The 16,505-nt window shown below is 51.4% G+C and carries 18 protein-coding genes; 16 read left to right on the top strand and 2 right to left on the bottom strand.

All coding sequences use genetic code 11. The features are described 5' to 3' along the window. The first annotated feature begins 28 nt into the window (after positions 1-28). The 6 genes from BUB38_RS00745 (at position 29) to argS (ending at position 4,273) form a co-directional block, all read left to right on the top strand. Positions 29-718: a hypothetical protein gene (locus BUB38_RS00745; RefSeq protein WP_073155702.1), complete on the top strand. Its 690-nt coding sequence runs from the start codon at positions 29-31 to the stop codon at positions 716-718. Positions 719-727: 9 nt separating this feature from the next. Beyond that, positions 728-1,081, top strand: a complete 354-nt coding sequence (gene panD / locus BUB38_RS00740; protein WP_073155699.1) for an aspartate 1-decarboxylase — start codon at positions 728-730, stop codon at positions 1,079-1,081. A 103-nt stretch (positions 1,082-1,184) separates the two neighbouring features. Then, positions 1,185-1,754 carry a hypothetical protein gene (locus BUB38_RS00735; RefSeq protein ID WP_249505360.1) on the top strand — a complete coding sequence of 190 codons (570 nt, stop codon included), beginning with the start codon at positions 1,185-1,187 and terminating at the stop codon, positions 1,752-1,754. Positions 1,755-1,798: 44 nt separating this feature from the next. Then, a complete protein-coding gene (locus BUB38_RS00730) occupies positions 1,799-2,164 on the top strand; it encodes a LytR C-terminal domain-containing protein (RefSeq protein ID WP_073155694.1) in 366 nt (121 codons plus the stop codon). Continuing rightward, positions 2,161-2,574, top strand: coding sequence for a ribosome silencing factor (rsfS, locus tag BUB38_RS00725; RefSeq protein WP_073155691.1), 414 nt, complete (start codon positions 2,161-2,163; stop codon positions 2,572-2,574). The genes BUB38_RS00730 and rsfS overlap by 4 nt, the downstream gene beginning before the upstream one ends. Then, positions 2,561-4,273, top strand: coding sequence for an arginine--tRNA ligase (argS, locus tag BUB38_RS00720; RefSeq protein ID WP_073155688.1), 1,713 nt, complete (start codon positions 2,561-2,563; stop codon positions 4,271-4,273). Before rsfS ends, argS begins: the two co-directional genes overlap by 14 nt. Positions 4,274-4,388: 115 nt before the next feature. On the opposite strand, the gene BUB38_RS00715 is transcribed toward argS, so the two are convergent. Continuing rightward, the gene (locus BUB38_RS00715; RefSeq protein WP_073155685.1) at positions 4,389-5,528 is read right to left on the bottom strand and encodes a fibrobacter succinogenes major paralogous domain-containing protein; all 1,140 of its coding nucleotides are present in this window, start codon (positions 5,526-5,528) and stop codon (positions 4,389-4,391) included. A 177-nt stretch (positions 5,529-5,705) separates the two neighbouring features. Between BUB38_RS00715 and purU the strand changes: the two genes are divergently transcribed. From purU to BUB38_RS00675, 8 genes are all read left to right on the top strand, one after another. Then, a complete protein-coding gene (purU, locus tag BUB38_RS00710) occupies positions 5,706-6,551 on the top strand; it encodes a formyltetrahydrofolate deformylase (RefSeq protein ID WP_073155683.1) in 846 nt (281 codons plus the stop codon). A gap of 9 nt (positions 6,552-6,560) precedes the next feature. Further along, on the top strand, positions 6,561-7,040 hold the full coding sequence (locus BUB38_RS00705) for a hypothetical protein (RefSeq protein ID WP_073155680.1): 480 nt from the start codon (positions 6,561-6,563) through the stop codon (positions 7,038-7,040). Between the two features lie 42 nt (positions 7,041-7,082). Next, positions 7,083-7,754, top strand: a complete 672-nt coding sequence (pyrE, locus tag BUB38_RS00700; RefSeq protein ID WP_073155678.1) for an orotate phosphoribosyltransferase — start codon at positions 7,083-7,085, stop codon at positions 7,752-7,754. 79 nt (positions 7,755-7,833) lie between these two features. Continuing rightward, positions 7,834-8,523 (top strand): hypothetical protein, encoded by a 690-nt coding sequence (locus BUB38_RS00695; RefSeq protein ID WP_073155675.1) that lies wholly within the window; start codon positions 7,834-7,836, stop codon positions 8,521-8,523. Next, on the top strand, positions 8,520-9,794 hold the full coding sequence (locus BUB38_RS00690; RefSeq protein ID WP_073155672.1) for a hypothetical protein: 1,275 nt from the start codon (positions 8,520-8,522) through the stop codon (positions 9,792-9,794). The genes BUB38_RS00695 and BUB38_RS00690 overlap by 4 nt, the downstream gene beginning before the upstream one ends. A 13-nt stretch (positions 9,795-9,807) precedes the next feature. Then, a complete protein-coding gene (locus tag BUB38_RS00685) occupies positions 9,808-11,208 on the top strand; it encodes a DEAD/DEAH box helicase (RefSeq protein WP_073155670.1) in 1,401 nt (466 codons plus the stop codon). 153 nt (positions 11,209-11,361) lie between these two features. After that, positions 11,362-12,123 (top strand): type I methionyl aminopeptidase, encoded by a 762-nt coding sequence (gene map, locus BUB38_RS00680; RefSeq protein WP_073155667.1) that lies wholly within the window; start codon positions 11,362-11,364, stop codon positions 12,121-12,123. Positions 12,124-12,270: 147 nt separating this feature from the next. Next, the gene (locus BUB38_RS00675) at positions 12,271-12,606 is read left to right on the top strand and encodes a hypothetical protein (RefSeq protein ID WP_073155664.1); all 336 of its coding nucleotides are present in this window, start codon (positions 12,271-12,273) and stop codon (positions 12,604-12,606) included. Positions 12,607-12,680: 74 nt separating this feature from the next. Here BUB38_RS00675 and BUB38_RS00670 read toward each other — a convergent pair whose 3' ends face one another. After that, on the bottom strand, positions 12,681-12,917 hold the full coding sequence (locus BUB38_RS00670) for a hypothetical protein (RefSeq protein WP_139258142.1): 237 nt from the start codon (positions 12,915-12,917) through the stop codon (positions 12,681-12,683). 415 nt (positions 12,918-13,332) lie between these two features. On the opposite strand from BUB38_RS00670, the gene BUB38_RS00665 reads away from it, so the two are divergent. Together BUB38_RS00665 and fusA are read left to right on the top strand one after the other, a co-directional pair. Then, positions 13,333-13,962 carry an EcsC family protein gene (locus BUB38_RS00665; protein WP_073155659.1) on the top strand — a complete coding sequence of 210 codons (630 nt, stop codon included), beginning with the start codon at positions 13,333-13,335 and terminating at the stop codon, positions 13,960-13,962. Positions 13,963-14,159: 197 nt separating this feature from the next. Continuing rightward, positions 14,160-16,289, top strand: coding sequence for an elongation factor G (fusA, locus tag BUB38_RS00660; protein WP_073155656.1), 2,130 nt, complete (start codon positions 14,160-14,162; stop codon positions 16,287-16,289). Positions 16,290-16,505: the final 216 nt, after the last annotated feature.

The following is a 16,505-nucleotide window of genomic DNA, read 5'->3' as shown; positions in this document are numbered from 1 at the left end:
AGTGAATGGGCTAAGAAAGGATTGGAAAATGTCAAAATTGTGTAAAATTGCAAGTATGCTGCTTCTCTGCGGAGGACTTGTTTTTGCACAGTCCGACGACGAAGAATCCTACTCTTATGGCTCCGATGACACCGAAGAAGTCGGTGAAGCAACCGCATCCAGCGATGAATGGGCTGGTTTTAATTACGAAGAAATTGGTCTCACCCAGTGGGAATTCCAGCAGGCTAAGAAAGAAGGCCTGTCTCGCGATAAGCTGACCCACCTGGTTGAAACTGGCGTTCGCCCCTCTGAATACCTCCAGAAGCCGTGGGAAAAGCTGGGCGTTTCCGAAGAAGAATGGCTGAACCAGCGTACTGGTGGCATGGAAGATGCAGATATCGACCGTTCCTACCGCAATCACTCTGGCGATCAGCAGTATGCTTACCTCTCCCTCCTGCTCCCGTCCCTGTACCAGTGGAAGACCGATCAGTCCATGAAGGCCATCTGGATGGACGCTCTCGAAGTAGTTGGCATTGGTGTTACCGTTTATCTTGCAGCTGATGGCGCTTCTGACTGGTGGTATGGCTTGCTGGCTGTCGCCGGCGCACACATCTGGTCTTTCGCAGACGCATTCTTCAGCACTCAATGGGAAAACAATCCCGACGCAAACCGTTTCAGCTATGGAATCCTCCCCACTCCGGATCAGGGTGTTGTAGGTTTCTTCGGCGTAAAGTTCTAAGCGCTTAAAATGCAGCTAGAATTACTCAAAAGCAAAATTCATCGCGCAACAGTTACCGATGCCAACCTCAATTACGAAGGTTCCATCACTATTGCCCGCGACTTGATGGATGCTGCAGGAATCCTCCCTTTCGAAAAAGTCGGCGTTCTTGACGTGAACAACGGTTCCCGTCTGGATACTTATGTCATTGAAGGCCCCGCCAAGTCTGGCGTGATTTGCCTGAACGGCGCCGCCGCCCGACTGGTTCAGCCAGGCGACCTGGTGATTATCGTCGCCTACGCCACCATGAGCCCTGAAGAAGCAAAGAGCTGGACTCCCACCGTGGTTCACGTGAACGAAAAGAACGAAATCGTCCAGAAGTAATTTCTTTCTTTTTACCATATGGCTGTGAGCACTCGCCTTGGCGGGTGCTTTTCTGCTTATATAAAAGCCAAGCCTCCCCTCCAAGCTTTTCTATATTCTGGATGTGGGTATCCTAACCGCCATTGTCGCGAGCCAGCTCGCCTTATCGTCCGCAGCAAGTTCGCCGGTGGAGGTTTCCAGGGATACCATCGTGGACACCGTCTATGTGGAAGAATTGCCCGTGGAGGCCTCACGAAGCGGCATCCCCTGGAATCGGGAACGTTTCGACCGTGACCGTCTGCTCCGCCATTCCTCGCTGGATCCGGCCCTGTCTGTGGGCTACAGCTACTCCGTCAGCTTCGTGGGCGGCAGCTTCGGCAGTTTCGCCCAGCAGACCTACATGGCCCACCTGGCATACGAATTCACCCCGGATCTGCACCTTTACGCCGACCTTGGCCTTTGGATGCCGCTATACAGCAATTTGCGTTTCGGGATGCCCATCGCCAAGGAAGATTTGCGTCAGGGAAAGGTGGATTTCATCCTTCCCGACGTGGCCCTGGAGTATAAACCCAGCGAAAATACCCGCGTCCGCCTGATGCTGGTAAACGAAAACGATGCAGTTAAGGCTTATGGGCCTCACAGATACTACGACGGTCCCTGCTCCCCCTGGAGAAATTCTATTTTTTGTCACTGATGCGATTATCACTGGCAAGAATACCTTTTTGTCTCATTGCGTGTTTGGCAATTTTCGGGTGCAAGGAAGAAGTTGAAGCCCCGAAAGTTCAGGAAGTCCGCTCTTACAAGGGCGACGTAGAAGTCCTGAACAGCTGTGGTATGCAGGGTGCTGCTGCCTCCATGAGAAATTACCTGAGACAGAATGGTTTTGACGTGGTCAGTTCCCGCAATGACCGGTTGCAGAATTACGACGAGACGATCATCGTGCTGCGAAATCCGGAATGGGAAGGCGCGCAGGCATTGGCCAGGGCGCTCAAGACCGACAACGTGCTGGTTGTGGCAAGTAAGCGAGCCGTGGTAGACGCAGCGGTATATATCGGAAAAGACTTTAAACAAATCATCGAACCCGAAGAGGGAAATACAAAATGACAACAAGAAATGACCTGCCGGAATCCATCCAGCTGGGAGCAAGCATTCTTTTTGAACTGCGCGCCCAGAACGTGCAACTTATCGACCTTCGCGGCATCAAGGACGTAACCGACTTTTTCCTGGTTGCTACTTGCGAAAGCGAAGCCCAGATGCAGGCTATCCTCAATGAACTCCACAAGGAATTCAAGGCCAACAAGCTTTCATCCCTTGGTGTGGAATACAAGGAAGGTGTTCGTTGGGCCGTATTCGACGCAGGCCTGGACCTGATGGTACACCTGTTCGAAGAAGAAAAGCGCGCCGAAATTTCTTTGGACCGTCTGTATGCCGACGGCAAGATTGAAGAACTGAATGAAGCCGACTTCGTTCGCGAAGCCACCAAGAAGTCTGGAGACGACAATGAACTCGTTTGAGCAAGAAATTGCAAACGCCCTGGCAGCCACCGGCGCATTCGAAGCCGACGCCGCCCTGAAGCTTATCTCTGTGCCGCCTGATACCACCCACGGCAACTTCACCCTTCCCTGTTTCTCGCTGGCAAAGACCATGCGCAAGGCTCCGAAGATTATCGCCGAAGAATTGGCTGGTCAGGTAAAGCTGCCCGCCGGCCTTTCCAAGGTGGAAGCCGTGAACGGTTACCTGAACTTCTTTATCGACCGCAACTTCCTGGCAAAGTCCACTCTCGAAGCTATCGCCGAAAAGGGTCTCGCCTACGGCCACCAGGAATCCAACGGCAAGGTCGTGTGCATTGACTTCAGCTCCCCCAACATCGGTAAGGAACTGGCTTTCCACCACCTCCGTTCCACCATGATCGGTAACTCCCTGAGCCGTATTTACAAGGCCGCCGGTTACAAGGTCGAACGAATCAACCACCTGGGCGACTGGGGTACCGCATTCGGCAAGCTGATCGTGATGTACCTCCGCGAAAATCGTCCCACCGACCAGGCCACCCTGGATTCCCTGACAGTCAAGGAATTGAACATCCTTTATGCAGCCTTCTCCAAGGCATGCAAGGAAGAGCCGGGTCTCGAAGACGAAGCACGCGCCGCATTTACCAAGCTGGAACAGGGCGATGAATTCTACCGCACCCTGTGGTCTGCCTTTAAGGCCGCAACCCTGAAGGAACTGATGCGCATCTACGACATGATGGGCGTCGGCTTTGACCATTACACTGGCGAATCCTTCTTCGAAGACAAGATTCCCGCGATCCTCGACGAACTCCGCGAAAAGAACCTGATGATCAAGAGCCAGGATCTGGACGTGGTGATGCTGGACGAATTCGACCTGAATCCCTGCCTGATCCGCAAGAGCGACGGTTCTACCTTGTACGCAACCCGCGACTTGGCCGCAGCCGACTACCGCATGAAGGAATACAACTTCGACAAGTGCCTCTATGTGGTCGACCTGGGCCAGGCCCTGCACTTCAAGCAGGTATTCCATGTTCTTAAGAAGATGGGCCGCGAATGGTACACCAATATGTACCACATTCCCTTTGGCGTGATCCTCCAGCTGGTGGACGGCAAGTGGGAAAAGGGTAAGACTCGTACAGGTACCGCAAGCCTTTTGCGTGACGTCATTGAAGCCGCACAGAAGAAGATTCTTGAATTCATCGACGCCAAGAATCCGGAACTGGAAAACAAGGAACTGATTGCCCGCCAGATCGGTATTTCCGCACTGACCTTCAACGACCTGAAGAACAGCCGCGTGAAGGACGTCCGTTTTGATTGGGATGCCGTCATGAGCTTTGAAGGCGACACTGGTCCTTATGTCCAGAACGCACACGTCCGTCTCTGCAGCATCATGCGCAAGGCCGGCTACACCGTTCCCGTTTCCGACGTGAACTACGACCAGCTGGCAGACGATGCCGCCTATAGCTTGATCAACCTTCTTTCCAAGAAGGCCGACAAGATTCTCGGCGCTGTCGCCGCTGACGAACCCAGCGTTCTCGCCCAGTATGCATTGGAAATCGCAGAAGCCGCCCACAAGTTCATCCACGAAGACCGAGTTCTCGGCAGCGCCGAAGAAAAGTCCCGTCTGTTCCTGGTGCAGTCCACCCAGATCGTCCTGGAAAACGTCCTGGACCTCCTGGGCCTCTTCCCGATTCGCTCCATGTAATACAGAAGCCGCAGCCAAAACCTGCGGCACCTTCAACAAAAAAGAACCGCGATCAAACCGCGGTTCTTTTTTTATTCGCAACAACGGCTCATCGCTCGTTGTTCAAAACTCAATACTAGTTTCCGTTGATGCAGCGGACAGAGTAGGCGTTGGTCTTGCTGGGAACCAGCTGACGGACCATCTGGTCACTCATGCGGCCCATAGCCCAAATCCAGATGGTTTCGTTACGACCATTCTGAGCTGACCAGAAACCGGCGTATTCACCCATGTCTTCGTAACGAACGGTAGACTTACCAATCATCTTACGGTAACCGGAAGAGAATACGGAGAAGCCATATTCATCGGTACCGCCACCGCCCTGCCAGCCAGTGGTAGCTTTCATCTTCTTGGCAAAAGCTTCGCACTTGTCAACACCATCATAGCAGTGGGTAAGGCCAGTAATCATGTCCTGCCATTCGCGGTCACGGGGCAGATGCCAGCCCTCGGGGCAAGCCTTACGAGCGCCTTCCAGATCGTAGAGGCGGCCACCACGCATGCAGTAGGATTCCTTATCTTCGTAGCACCAGGAATGACCATCTACGTTGAAGTTCACGTTCTGGGCAAACCATTCACGGCCTTCCACCTTAATGGTACGATAAACCTGACCATCGCGGGGGTCGGTAAACATACCAGAAACTTCGCGGAGGGAAGCACGCTTTTCCTGTTCGGCCAGGCGGAATTCAGCCACCTTTTCGCGGCGGTACTTTTCGCGGCCTTCCAGTTCCTTCTTCCAGGCTTCCTGGGCAGCTTCGTTGGTAAACTTGATGCGAAGATCGGACACAGCAAACAGCTCATTACCGCAAGCCAGATCCACACCGGCAATATTGATAATCTGTTCTACTTCAGACTTTTCCTTACCTTTGCCAGTTACAAAAGTACGAGGCTTGTTGAAATAGGAAATCCAGGCTTCCTTGGTTTCGCCGCAGACTTCATAGAAATTTTCTTTTTCAATTTTATCTGCAACGACAGTCAGATTACCGGCTACAGAGAATGCGAACGGACCTTCTTCAACCTTGAAGGACACCGGCTGCACAGCCTTGTAATGGGTGTACTTGCCAAAGCGGATATCGCCTTCGATTTTTGCAGAAGTGTAATCACCTTCGTTTTCTGCGTTGTAAATAGCGTCCCAAGTCTTGGGAGGAATTGCAAAAGAGCAGACTGCAGCCATGCCAAATGCCATAAAGACAGCGCTCTTGATCATGCGATTGAAATTCATTGTTCCTTCTTTTCCAAAAGAGATTTGTGATATAATTATAGCATTTTTCGGTACACTTTCAAACCATCTTTTTATAAACTAAAATCAACAAGGACCCAAAATAAACAACGGCCTAAAAGGGCCTGTTTTTTGTAAACAAAACAATAAAGTCAACAGGGATTTTTTAACTTTTTATCCATGGCTATCACACGTTACATTTTGCAAATTCATTGCCCTGACCAAAAGGGCCTTATTGCCGGCACCACGCAAGTTCTTGCCAAGGCCGGTGCAAACATCATCGATCTCCAGCAGCATACCGCCAAGGACATCGAAACGTTCTTCCTCCGTGCAGTTTTCGAAGCAGATTCAGAAAATATCGAAGAAGTCCGCAAGCATCTGGAAACCTTGGAAGGTCACCTCCAGCTGAACTGGAAACTTTTCGACACCACCAAGGTGGAACGCGTCGCTATTTTCGTTTCCAAGACAGACCACTGCCTTTACGACCTGCTCCTGAAGCACCGCGACGGTGATCTCCCCTGCGAATTCAGCTGTATCGTAGGCAACCACACTGACTTGGCAGCTGTAGGCGGCTCCTTCGGCGTGCCTTTCTACTATGTTCCGTCTAATCCCGACAAGAACATTCCGGAAAACCGTTTCCGCGAAATTATCGAAGAAACCAAGACCGACACCGTGGTGCTCGCCCGCTACATGCAGATTCTTTCTGCCGCCTTTACCGAAGAATTCAAGTACCGCATCATCAACATCCACCACGGCTTCCTGCCCGCATTCAAGGGTGCCAAGCCCTACCATCAGGCATGGAACAAGGGTGTGAAGATTATCGGTGCCACCGCCCACTTCGCAACCGAAGACCTGGACCAGGGCCCCATTATCGCCCAGGACATCCAGCGCGTGCCCGAAACCGCCAGCATCAATGAACTGGTGGAACTGGGTAAGGATATCGAAAAGCGCACCCTGTCCCAGGCCCTGAAGCTCTGGCTGGAACATCGCGTATTCGTTTATAACGGCCGTACCTTTATTCTCTAAGGAGGAATTATGTCCGAAGAACAGAACAATCAGGAAGTTGAAAATCAGGAAGCCGAAATCCAGGCCGCAACTGCTCCCGTGGAACCGGTTGCCGAACCTGTTGCAGAACCGACTTACGACCCCTCCATGACACAACCTCAGGTCATCGTCCAGAGGGAACGCGGATTTTCCCACTATGTGGGTTTCGCCCTGTTGTGCGTCCTGTGCATCCTCTTCTACTTCGCACCGGGCATCGCCCTCACCTATGTCATCAACATGATTCCCGGCGTAAGCCTGGGCGCCATGGCCGCATGGGTTTTCAGCGCCGTGCTGAGCGTTGTAGTCTGGTTGATCTTCAAGCTTAAGATTAAGGGTTTCAAGAAATCCTTCTACGTTTATATCGGAGTCTGCGTGCTGGTGGTAGCCATCCTGATTGCCGCAGAAATCCTGACCGAACAGACTGGCGTCTTTGCAAATATCGCCGCCATGCTGACCGGGGCAAACGCATAGAACCCAAATTTTGTATATCCATAAAAAACAGCGAGTTTTAAAATGACAAAGACTGATGCATTCGTCCATTTTCTGGTAGAATCCGGCGCCCTCAAGTTCGGCGACTTCGTAACCAAGAGCGGCCGTAACACCCCGTATTTCATCAACACCGGAGAATTCCGTACCGGCGCATCCCTTTCCAAGCTGGCAGAATTCTACGCCGCCGCTTTCGTCGAACATTTTGACGGCAAGGCAACCAACCTCTATGGTCCCGCCTACAAGGGCATCCCCCTGTGCGCAGCTACCGCCATGAAGCTTTCCGACGTGTACGCCAAGAACCTGACCTTCACCTACAATCGTAAGGAAGTGAAGGACCACGGTGAAGGCGGCTCCTTGGTAGGCTACAAGTATGCTGAAAAGACCAACGTAGTCATTATCGAAGATGTGATTACCGCTGGTACTTCCGTGAACGAAACCCTCCAGATCCTCAAGAACATCGAAAACGCAAATGTGATCGGTCTTCTGATTTCCGTGGACCGCAAGGAAAAGTTGGACAACGGCAAGTCTGCCCTGCAGACCGTTCAGGAAGAATACGGAATTGAAGCTCACTCCATCGTGAACATCAACGACATCATCGCCTTCCTGGAAAAGGAAGAAAACCGCAAGGCCATCAACGCTCCGGAAGGCATCCTGGAAAAGGTTTACGCCTACCGTGAACAGTGGGGCGCTGTTTAGGATAAAGGTTAAAGAATGAAGGTTAAAGGAGAAAGATTTTCTTTACACTTTAACCTTTACGCTTTACGCTAATATCGCTATGAGAAATGTTCTTGTTCTGATGATAGCTATTCTGGTTTGCACTCTTGTAGGGTGCAGCCAAAGTTATCATTGGACCAAGTCTCATCCCGCATACCATAAGGCCCCCTACGGGGAACTGGCCGTTGCCGGCGTACAGGACGCATTTGTCCTGACACGCACCAGCTGGTTTGCCAAGCGACTTGACTTTGGAGACAGCACCCAGATCAAGTCAACGGAATTCTGCGCCCAGATTATGCTGGACGAACTTCGCGGCGGATATAGCAAGCTGAATGTCCTTTCGGAAAAAGTCCTCGCCGGCTTCCCCGAAGAAAGTCAGAAACTGGACGACCGCATTTTCATGAAGGGCAAACTTCCTGAACAGGGAGTCGTCGTCAAGGACAGCGCAGGCAAAGTGCCGCCCGAGATTTTACTGATTCATGAAGTTATCGTCGGAACCGACCTGAAGCGGGAAGACTACTTTGATTACGCCCTGATCCACAATGAAAGTCAGGAAAAATCCGTAGTCCAGAATATCAGCGCCATCGTATCCTACACTTTATGGGACAATCTGAAGCAACGTCCGCTGTTTAGCGCCGTCGATGAAATTCAGCACCCCATTGTCAAGTTCAGTTTGCAGGACCTGGAGCTTCTTGTTCGAGCCTCCGTGCGACAGATTCGCAGCAACCTTTATACGGGAGTGAATAAATGAAGTCCTTCCGTTCTTTAATCGGTTTGCTGTTATTCGTCTTCATAACCATCGCCAATGCAGGCAACGTCTACTTCGATTCCAGGTGGACCCTCTGGCAGAATGCAGACATTCTTATCTGGAACATCGATAAGGAACTTCCCATCGACCCCAAGGAGTTCTGCCTTTCCCTCCGCAGAACCAACATGGGCATCGGCGAACCCAAATGCCGTACCCTAGGCGAATGGGAACGAGACTCTATCGCGGTCCGTTACGGAAGCTGGCTCAGCGCCAACATCGAGCCGGGTCTAACGTCGGGCCACCTCAAGGCACGACACCCTTCCATGAGTGCAAAGATTCAGTCTGTCGAAGACAAGATCGTCATGTTCATTTCGGACAAGGGTAGCGAGCTCCTGATTGCCATTTTTGACGAGACCTCTTCTGAACCAAGATCTGCGGGAACAGTACCAAAGAAAGCCGACAAGATCGCCCTTGGCGACGACATTGCAGGCACCTTTTTCGACCGCAATACAACCCGCAGGCTCAGCAAGGAAGAACGGGCCAAGAAGCTAACCGAACCCGATGACTTCTACAAGGAAGTTCCCGATTTCAGAGCATGGGCCGGTATTTCAGCCGGTTACGCCCAGGCCCAAATTCCCTTTACTCCGGACAGCTGGTACAACAGCCACACAAGAAGTCGCATTCACAATTACCGCACCACCAAGGATTCCGTTTCTCTGTGGAATTTCATTGACGACTCCACACCATTATTTACTTTGTACGCAGGCGGAACTTGGTACGGCTTTATCGGCGGCGAAATATTCTATCGTTATTCCAAACACGCCGCAAAAACAGATGATAGGGATACCATATATAACGAGTTGGACCACTGGGACTTTACGCAACACGAAGTCGGTCTAAACGTCATGTTTTCTAAATCCTTCGATCCTTTCAAATGGCTCGACATTCACAGTTTTGCCTTCCTGGGTTTCCAATACAGTTTCTACTCCGAAGATATCGCGGTCAAGAATACGGTCAGCAAGCCTTCTAGATCTTACGAATCCCGAGTCAAGTTTGAAGACGCCTATAAGGGAGCCCTACTAGGTTTTGGTGGGCAATTCGTATTCCTCGACCATTATGGATTTAGTGTCCGTACAGGAATTTCTAGCCGCGGACGCGATGTCTACACAGACCCCTCTCCCGAGGCTGCGGCGGAGCCCACAACAGTTGGCGCATCCACTGTAGACTGGTTCATCAGCTTCGGTATTGAATACCACTGGAACAAAATTTTCTAACTTTGCGCTCATTATGAGCGAAGAAGTAAAAGAAGAAAACGTTTCCAAGGAAACAAAAGTCAATCCGTTTTTGACTCCGATTAATATTATTGAGCCCGAGCACAAGCTCCCCGACTATACTTTTGACATGCTGCCGGCCGAACAGAAGGCCATTCTCGCAAGCCACGGCTGGACCGACCTGATGCCCGTCCAGCGTAAGACCATGCCCTATATGCTGGCCGCCCGCGATATGCTGGTGCAGTCCAAGACAGGTTCCGGCAAGACCGGCGCATACGTGCTGCCCCTTTTGCAGGTCATCGTTCGTGACCACCTGTTTCCCCAGGCATTGATTCTGGTGCCCACCCGCGAATTGGCAATTCAGGTGCAGGACGAAGTTCAGAAACTTTCTGCAGGGACAGGCATCAAGTCTGTGGCCATCTTCGGTGGCGTTTCTTACGAACCCCAGCTGAAGGCTCTTAAGGAAGGCGTGCATATTATCGTAGCCACACCGGGCCGTCTGATGGACCATGTGCAGCGCGGTAACGTAGACTTTTTGGACATCCGCGACTTGGTTCTGGACGAAGCCGACGAAATGCTTTCCATGGGTTTCTACCCCGACATGCAGAAGATCCGCAAGTATCTTCCCAAGCAGTTGGCCTGTACCATGTTCAGTGCCACCATTCCCCAGACCGTCAAGAGCCTGGCCCGCGAATTCCAGCGACCCTCCGCAGAGTTCCTTTCTCTGTCTTATGACAAGGTTATCGCAAACAATCTTGAACACCGCTGGTATTCCTGCGACGTAATGGATAAGGATTCCATGACCATCAAGGTTCTGGAATATGAGAACCCCGAAAGTTGCATGATTTTCTGCAACAAGAAATGCGACGTCAGCTATCTGGAACAGGTTCTTTCCGGTTACGGTTTTAACGTTGGCGCATTGTCTGGCGACGTTAGCCAGTCTCTCCGCGAAAAGACCCTAAACGCCTTCCGCGAAAAGAAATTGCGCATCTTGATTTGTACAGACGTTGCCGCCCGCGGTATTGACGTGGACCACGTCACCCACGTTATCGTTTACGACCACCCGGACGATCATGAAGTTTACGTACACCGTAGTGGACGTACCGCCCGTGCAGGCCGTAGCGGAGTCTGCATTTCCCTGATTACCCCGGTGGAAGAAATTGAAATCAAGAAGACTGCAGCAGACTTCGGTATCAATTTCATCAAGCAGGAACCTCTGACCAACGAAGCCATCGCCAAGAAGGTTGGCGAACGCACCCTCAAGCAACTGCAAGAGGTTAGCAAGCACTTCGGTGGACAGAAGGCCAAGGAACGCATCAGCCACTTCATCCCCCTGGCCAAGGAACTGGCTAACGGAACCCAGGATCAGCAGATGCTCCTAGCCTACCTGCTGGACCGGTATGTTTGGAAAAAATAGGTCTTGGGCTATGAGGTATGAGGTCGGCTCCTAAAGGAGCCTCTGAGGTATATCCAAAAACTCTACCACATAGTTCCTTAAAATCTCACCTCAAAGCGAGCAACGCGAGCGACCTCATACCTCAAAGCGCGAAGCGCGAGCTCACACCTCAAAATGGCTAAGATTAAAGTAAAGAACGCAAGAGAAATTGAACTGATCCGCGACGCAGGCGCTCTGGCAGCTGAAACCCTGATTCGCGCAGGCGAAATGTGCAAGCCCGGTGTCTGCACCCTGGAAATCGATGAATTCATCGGTGATTACACCCGTCAGCACAAGGGCATTTCCGCCTGTAAGGGTTACCACGGTTACCCCCGCTATGCCTGCATCAGTATCAATGAAGTTATCTGCCACGGCATCCCCGACGCCAAGACCATCCTTAAGGAAGGCGACATCGTAAACATCGACATCACCACCATCCTCCAAGGTTATCACGGCGACACTTCCGCCATGTTTACCGTAGGCAAGGTCAGCAAGCTAGCACAGGAACTGGTGGACACCGCCAAGTTCGCCATGGAAGAAGGCATCCGCGTTGCAGGCGAACAGGGTGCCCGCTGGAACGACATCGGTTACGCCATCAATGACATTGCCGACGAACACGGTTTCAGCGTGGTTCAAGACTACTGCGGTCATGGTATCGGCCGTGGTTTCCACGAAGAGCCCCTGGTGTTCCACTTCCGCAACAACGAACTGACCAGTTTCATTGAACCCGGCAACGTGTTCACCGTCGAGCCCATGCTAAACGCAGGCAAGCCCGGCACCAAGACTCTGTCTGACGGTTGGACAGCAGTGACCCGCGATGGCACCCTCAGCGCCCAGTGGGAACACACCGTGGTCAAGACCAAGGACGGCATCGAAATTCTGACCCTCCCCCGCTAATCGAAAAGGTGTGAGGCGCAAGGTATGAGGACGGAGCCTTCGGCTCCTTTCAGCTAGATAATCGCGACAAAGGCGCCTAACTTTAGCTCACAGCTCATTACTCATCGCTCACAACTATTCACTGTTCACTATTCACTCTTCACAACAATGTCTCTGCTCAGTAATCTCCGCGACAAAGCTGTGGTAGCCTTCGTCAAGAATCACGAACTAGTCAAGAAGTTCGGTGATGTCCAGTCCGTGTCTATAGATTCAGACAAAGGAACTGCAGACGTTTCCGTGTTGCTCCATGGAGAAATCTTCCCAATCAAGTTCCGCGGTTACTATTACTTTGATGATACCGATAAAGGTACCGACATCGTGATCCGCAAGATTACCAGCGAACGACAGTGGATTGATGAAGCCCTGGAATACTGGCTGGGCGATAAGACTCTGCGCTATACACTTCCTGGATTAGCCGGAGGCCTGGCCAAGGTATTGTTCTAGTCCATCAATAAATAGATCCGAAAACGAGACATTCAAAAAAAATCTCCGCCCCAGTGAGGCGGAGATTTTTCAGTTTAAGCCATTATTTCTTTTTTGCGGTTTTTGGTTTCGCAGCAGTCGATTTCTTTGCTGTTACCTTTTTTCGCTGTCACCTTCTTTTCTGCAGGTTTCTTGGCAGCAGGCTTCGCACCTTTCTCCCATTCTTCAAGGAAAATCGGCTTTTCTAAGGCCCCGAATATAATCCCAAGGAATTTCATCCCCTTAACATCGGGACAATTACTAAAGCTTTTCTCAATATCAAGATCTGCCAAAAGGAGCATCGCCCCACTCTAGGAACCAGTCGTATTCGCTCCGGCACCAGTCAAAAACCTTTTCTGCCATGGCATTGTCGGGTGAACCATCTTCCTTTTTGAAAGTCAGTTTATAGGTTGCATCATGTCTACAAGGGTCCTATCAATCATTCTTTTAGATATATCGTACAAAACGAAAATTCTTAAAGGGAACTCTCACAAACGTGAGAATCATCACTTCACGAGCAATCTTTCCACTTCGCTGTCAAACCGCCATTAGATTACTTTCCAGAATTCCGATAATCGTAGAACGAAACGAAAACCTCCGCAAAATAAGACACTGATGTTTGCGCATTTCATGAACGATCCTCAAATTCTATTGTATATTTCAAGGGCACTCACATTTTTTTGCACCAGAAGGATTCAAGAGGACTCTATGGAAATAAACGACAAGACCGCCGACATGCTTAAGGATAAATTTTCCAAGCTTCTTTTCGAACTGATTACCGAGATTCCCGAATCCCTCTATGTCGAAACAGCCGACCCCGGCGAAAAAGTGAAGAAACTGACCCAGCAGGCAGCCATCAAGGCAGCAGCCGTCAGTGCCACACTTTCTATCCCCGCTGGCTTTACCGGAGTCCTGACCTCCATCCCCGACATTGCCTCCGTCTGGCGTATACAGGCCCAGCTGGTCTCCGACATTGCCGCTACTTATGGCAAGGTAGCCCTCCTCAGCCGCGAAGCCATGGTCTGGTGCCTCTTCCGCCACAGCGCCGCCTCCCTCCTCCGCGACCTGGCAGTCCGCACCGGCAGTCGCATTATCGTGCAAAAGCTTTCCCTCAGCGCTCTGGAAAAGATCCTCCAGAAAATCGGTCTGAAAGTTTCTACCAAGATGCTTGGTCGAGTGGCCCTCCGAGCCATCCCAGCCATCGGCGCCATCGGCAATGGAGCCTACACCTTCTACGACACCAACGAGGTGGGAAAAACGGCTGCTGCCTACTTCAAGGCCCTTTCGGACCAGGATCCGGAAGTTCAGGATGCAGAACCTGCCGAGCCCCAAGATTAATATATAGGGTTAGCAGGTCGGTCCCGCAAACCTATAAAAAACCTTTTATTTTTAAAAATTTCAAGAAATCCGGGTCAAAAAGGCCTGGATTTCGCTGTTTAATGGCCCCAAAAATACCCCGCCCTTGACCCCACCCCCTTTTTTTTCTATCTTTGCGCGCAACTCAAATAACATCAACTCCATTTGTGGAATAAAAAATGAAAAACATTGCAACTCACAGAAACATTGGTATTTCTGCCCACATCGACTCCGGTAAGACCACTCTTACCGAACGTATCCTCTACTACACCAAGCGTATTCACGCTATCCACGAAGTTCGTGGTAAGGACGGCGTCGGTGCCACGATGGACTCCATGGAACTCGAACGCGAACGCGGCATTACCATTCAGTCTGCTGCTACCTTCGCAAGCTGGACTCACACCAAGTCTGGCGAAGCTGACACCATCAACATCATCGATACCCCGGGGCACGTGGACTTCACTATCGAAGTTGAACGTTCTCTCCGTGTGCTTGACGGTGCTATCCTCGTTCTTACCGGCGTGGAAGGCGTTCAGTCTCAGTCTATTACCGTTGACCGCCAGATGCGCCGCTATCATGTGCCCCGCGTTGTGTTTGTCAACAAGTGCGACCGTTCCGGTGCAAATCCGCTCCGCGTTGCAGTTATGCTCAAGGAAAAGCTGAACCACAAGCCCTGCGTTATGCAGATTCCTATCGGTCTCGAAGACCAACTGAAGGGTGTGGTCGACCTGGTTGAAATGAAGGCCTACTACTTCGAAGGCGCCAACGGCGACGACATGATCGAAAAGGAAATTCCGGCTGAACTGGTTGACCAGGCTCAGGAATACCGTGAAAAGCTCGTTGACTGCTGCGCAGACTACAACGACGAAATCATGGAAAAGGCTATGGAAGGCATGTATGGCGTTGATGAAATCGACAAGGATCTCATCAAGAAGACCATCCGCGAAGCTACCATTTCTCTCGAAATCACTCCGGTGTTCATGGGTTCCGCTCACAAGAACATTGGTATCCAGAAGCTCCTCGACGGTGTTGTGGACTACCTCCCGAACCCGACCGAAGTTGAAAACAAGGCTCTGGACATCGACAACAACGAAGCAGAAGTTGTCCTGAAGTCCGAAGATGCTGAACCGCTGGTTTGCTACGCATTCAAGCTGGTCAACGACCGCTATGGTCAGCTGACCTACATCCGCGTTTACCAGGGTACCATCAAGAAGGGCGACATGATCACCAACATGGCAACCACCAAGAAGGTTTCCGTTGGCCGTCTCGTTCGTATGCACGCTGATGAAATGGTGGATATCACCGAAGCTGGTGCAGGCGACATCGTTGCTCTGTTCGGTATTGACTGCGCATCCGGTACTACCTTTACCGATGGCAAGAACCACTACAATATGACCTCCATGCACGTTCCTAACCCGGTTATCGAACTGGTGATCGAAGCTAAGAACCGTGACGACCTGGACAACATGTCTAAGGCCCTGAACCGCTTCACCAAGGAAGACCCCACCTTCCAGGTTGAAGTTAACAAGGAATCTGGCGAAACCATCATCAAGGGTATGGGCGAACTTCATCTTGACGTTTACATCGAACGTATGCGTCGTGAATACAAGGTTGACGTCCAGACTGGTGCTCCGCAGGTTGCATACCGCGAAACCATCACTCGTTCTTCCAAGTTCGACTACACTCATAAGAAGCAGACCGGTGGTAGCGGTCAGTACGCTAAGGTTGTCGGCGAAATGCGTCCGATGGCTGTCGAAGGCGACTCCGAAAAGGTTTACAACTTCGTTAACTCCGTCGTTGGCGGCCGTATTCCTAAGGAATACATCCCGTCCTGCGATAAGGGTTTCCAGAGCTGCATGGAAGCAGGTTCCTTGATCGGCTTCCCGGTTGTGGGTATCGAAATGGACGTTCAGGATGGTGCATTCCACCCGGTTGACTCCTCTGATATGGCCTTCCAGGTTGCTGCTCGTATGGCTTTCCGCGAAGCTTTCGCTAAGGCCGGCGCTCAGATCCTCGAACCGATCATGAAGGTTGAAATCCAGACCCCGACCGAATTCCAGGGTTCCGTTGTTGGTAACGTTTCTCAGCGTCGTGGTACCATCGCTGGTACTAACGAAGAACTGGGCATGACCACCATCACCGCTGAAGTTCCGCTGTCCGAAATGTTCGGCTACGCAACTGACCTGCGTTCTATGACCCAGGGTAAGGCAGAATTCACCATGGAATTCTGCAAGTACTCTCCGGTTCCCAAGAACATCCAGGAAGAACTCATCAAGAAGTACGGCGACAAGGCTGGCGCACGCGCTTAACGAGACCGTTCGGGCCCATTCAGAATGCAAGTTCTGGCAGGCCCTCACTCTCGCTGAAAAGACCTCGGTTAATACCGAGGTCTTTTTGCTCACAGGGAGACCGTTCGAGCCCATTCAGAATGCAAGTTCCGGCAGGCCCTCACTCTCGCTAAAAAGACCTCGGTTAATACCGAGGTCTTTTTGCTCACAGGGAGACCGTTCGGGCCCATTCAGAAT

Origin of the sequence: Fibrobacter sp. UWH5 (assembly GCF_900142505.1) — a bacterium.
Classification (GTDB): domain Bacteria; phylum Fibrobacterota; class Fibrobacteria; order Fibrobacterales; family Fibrobacteraceae; genus Fibrobacter.
This window is presented reverse-complemented; position numbering and strand designations above follow the sequence as displayed.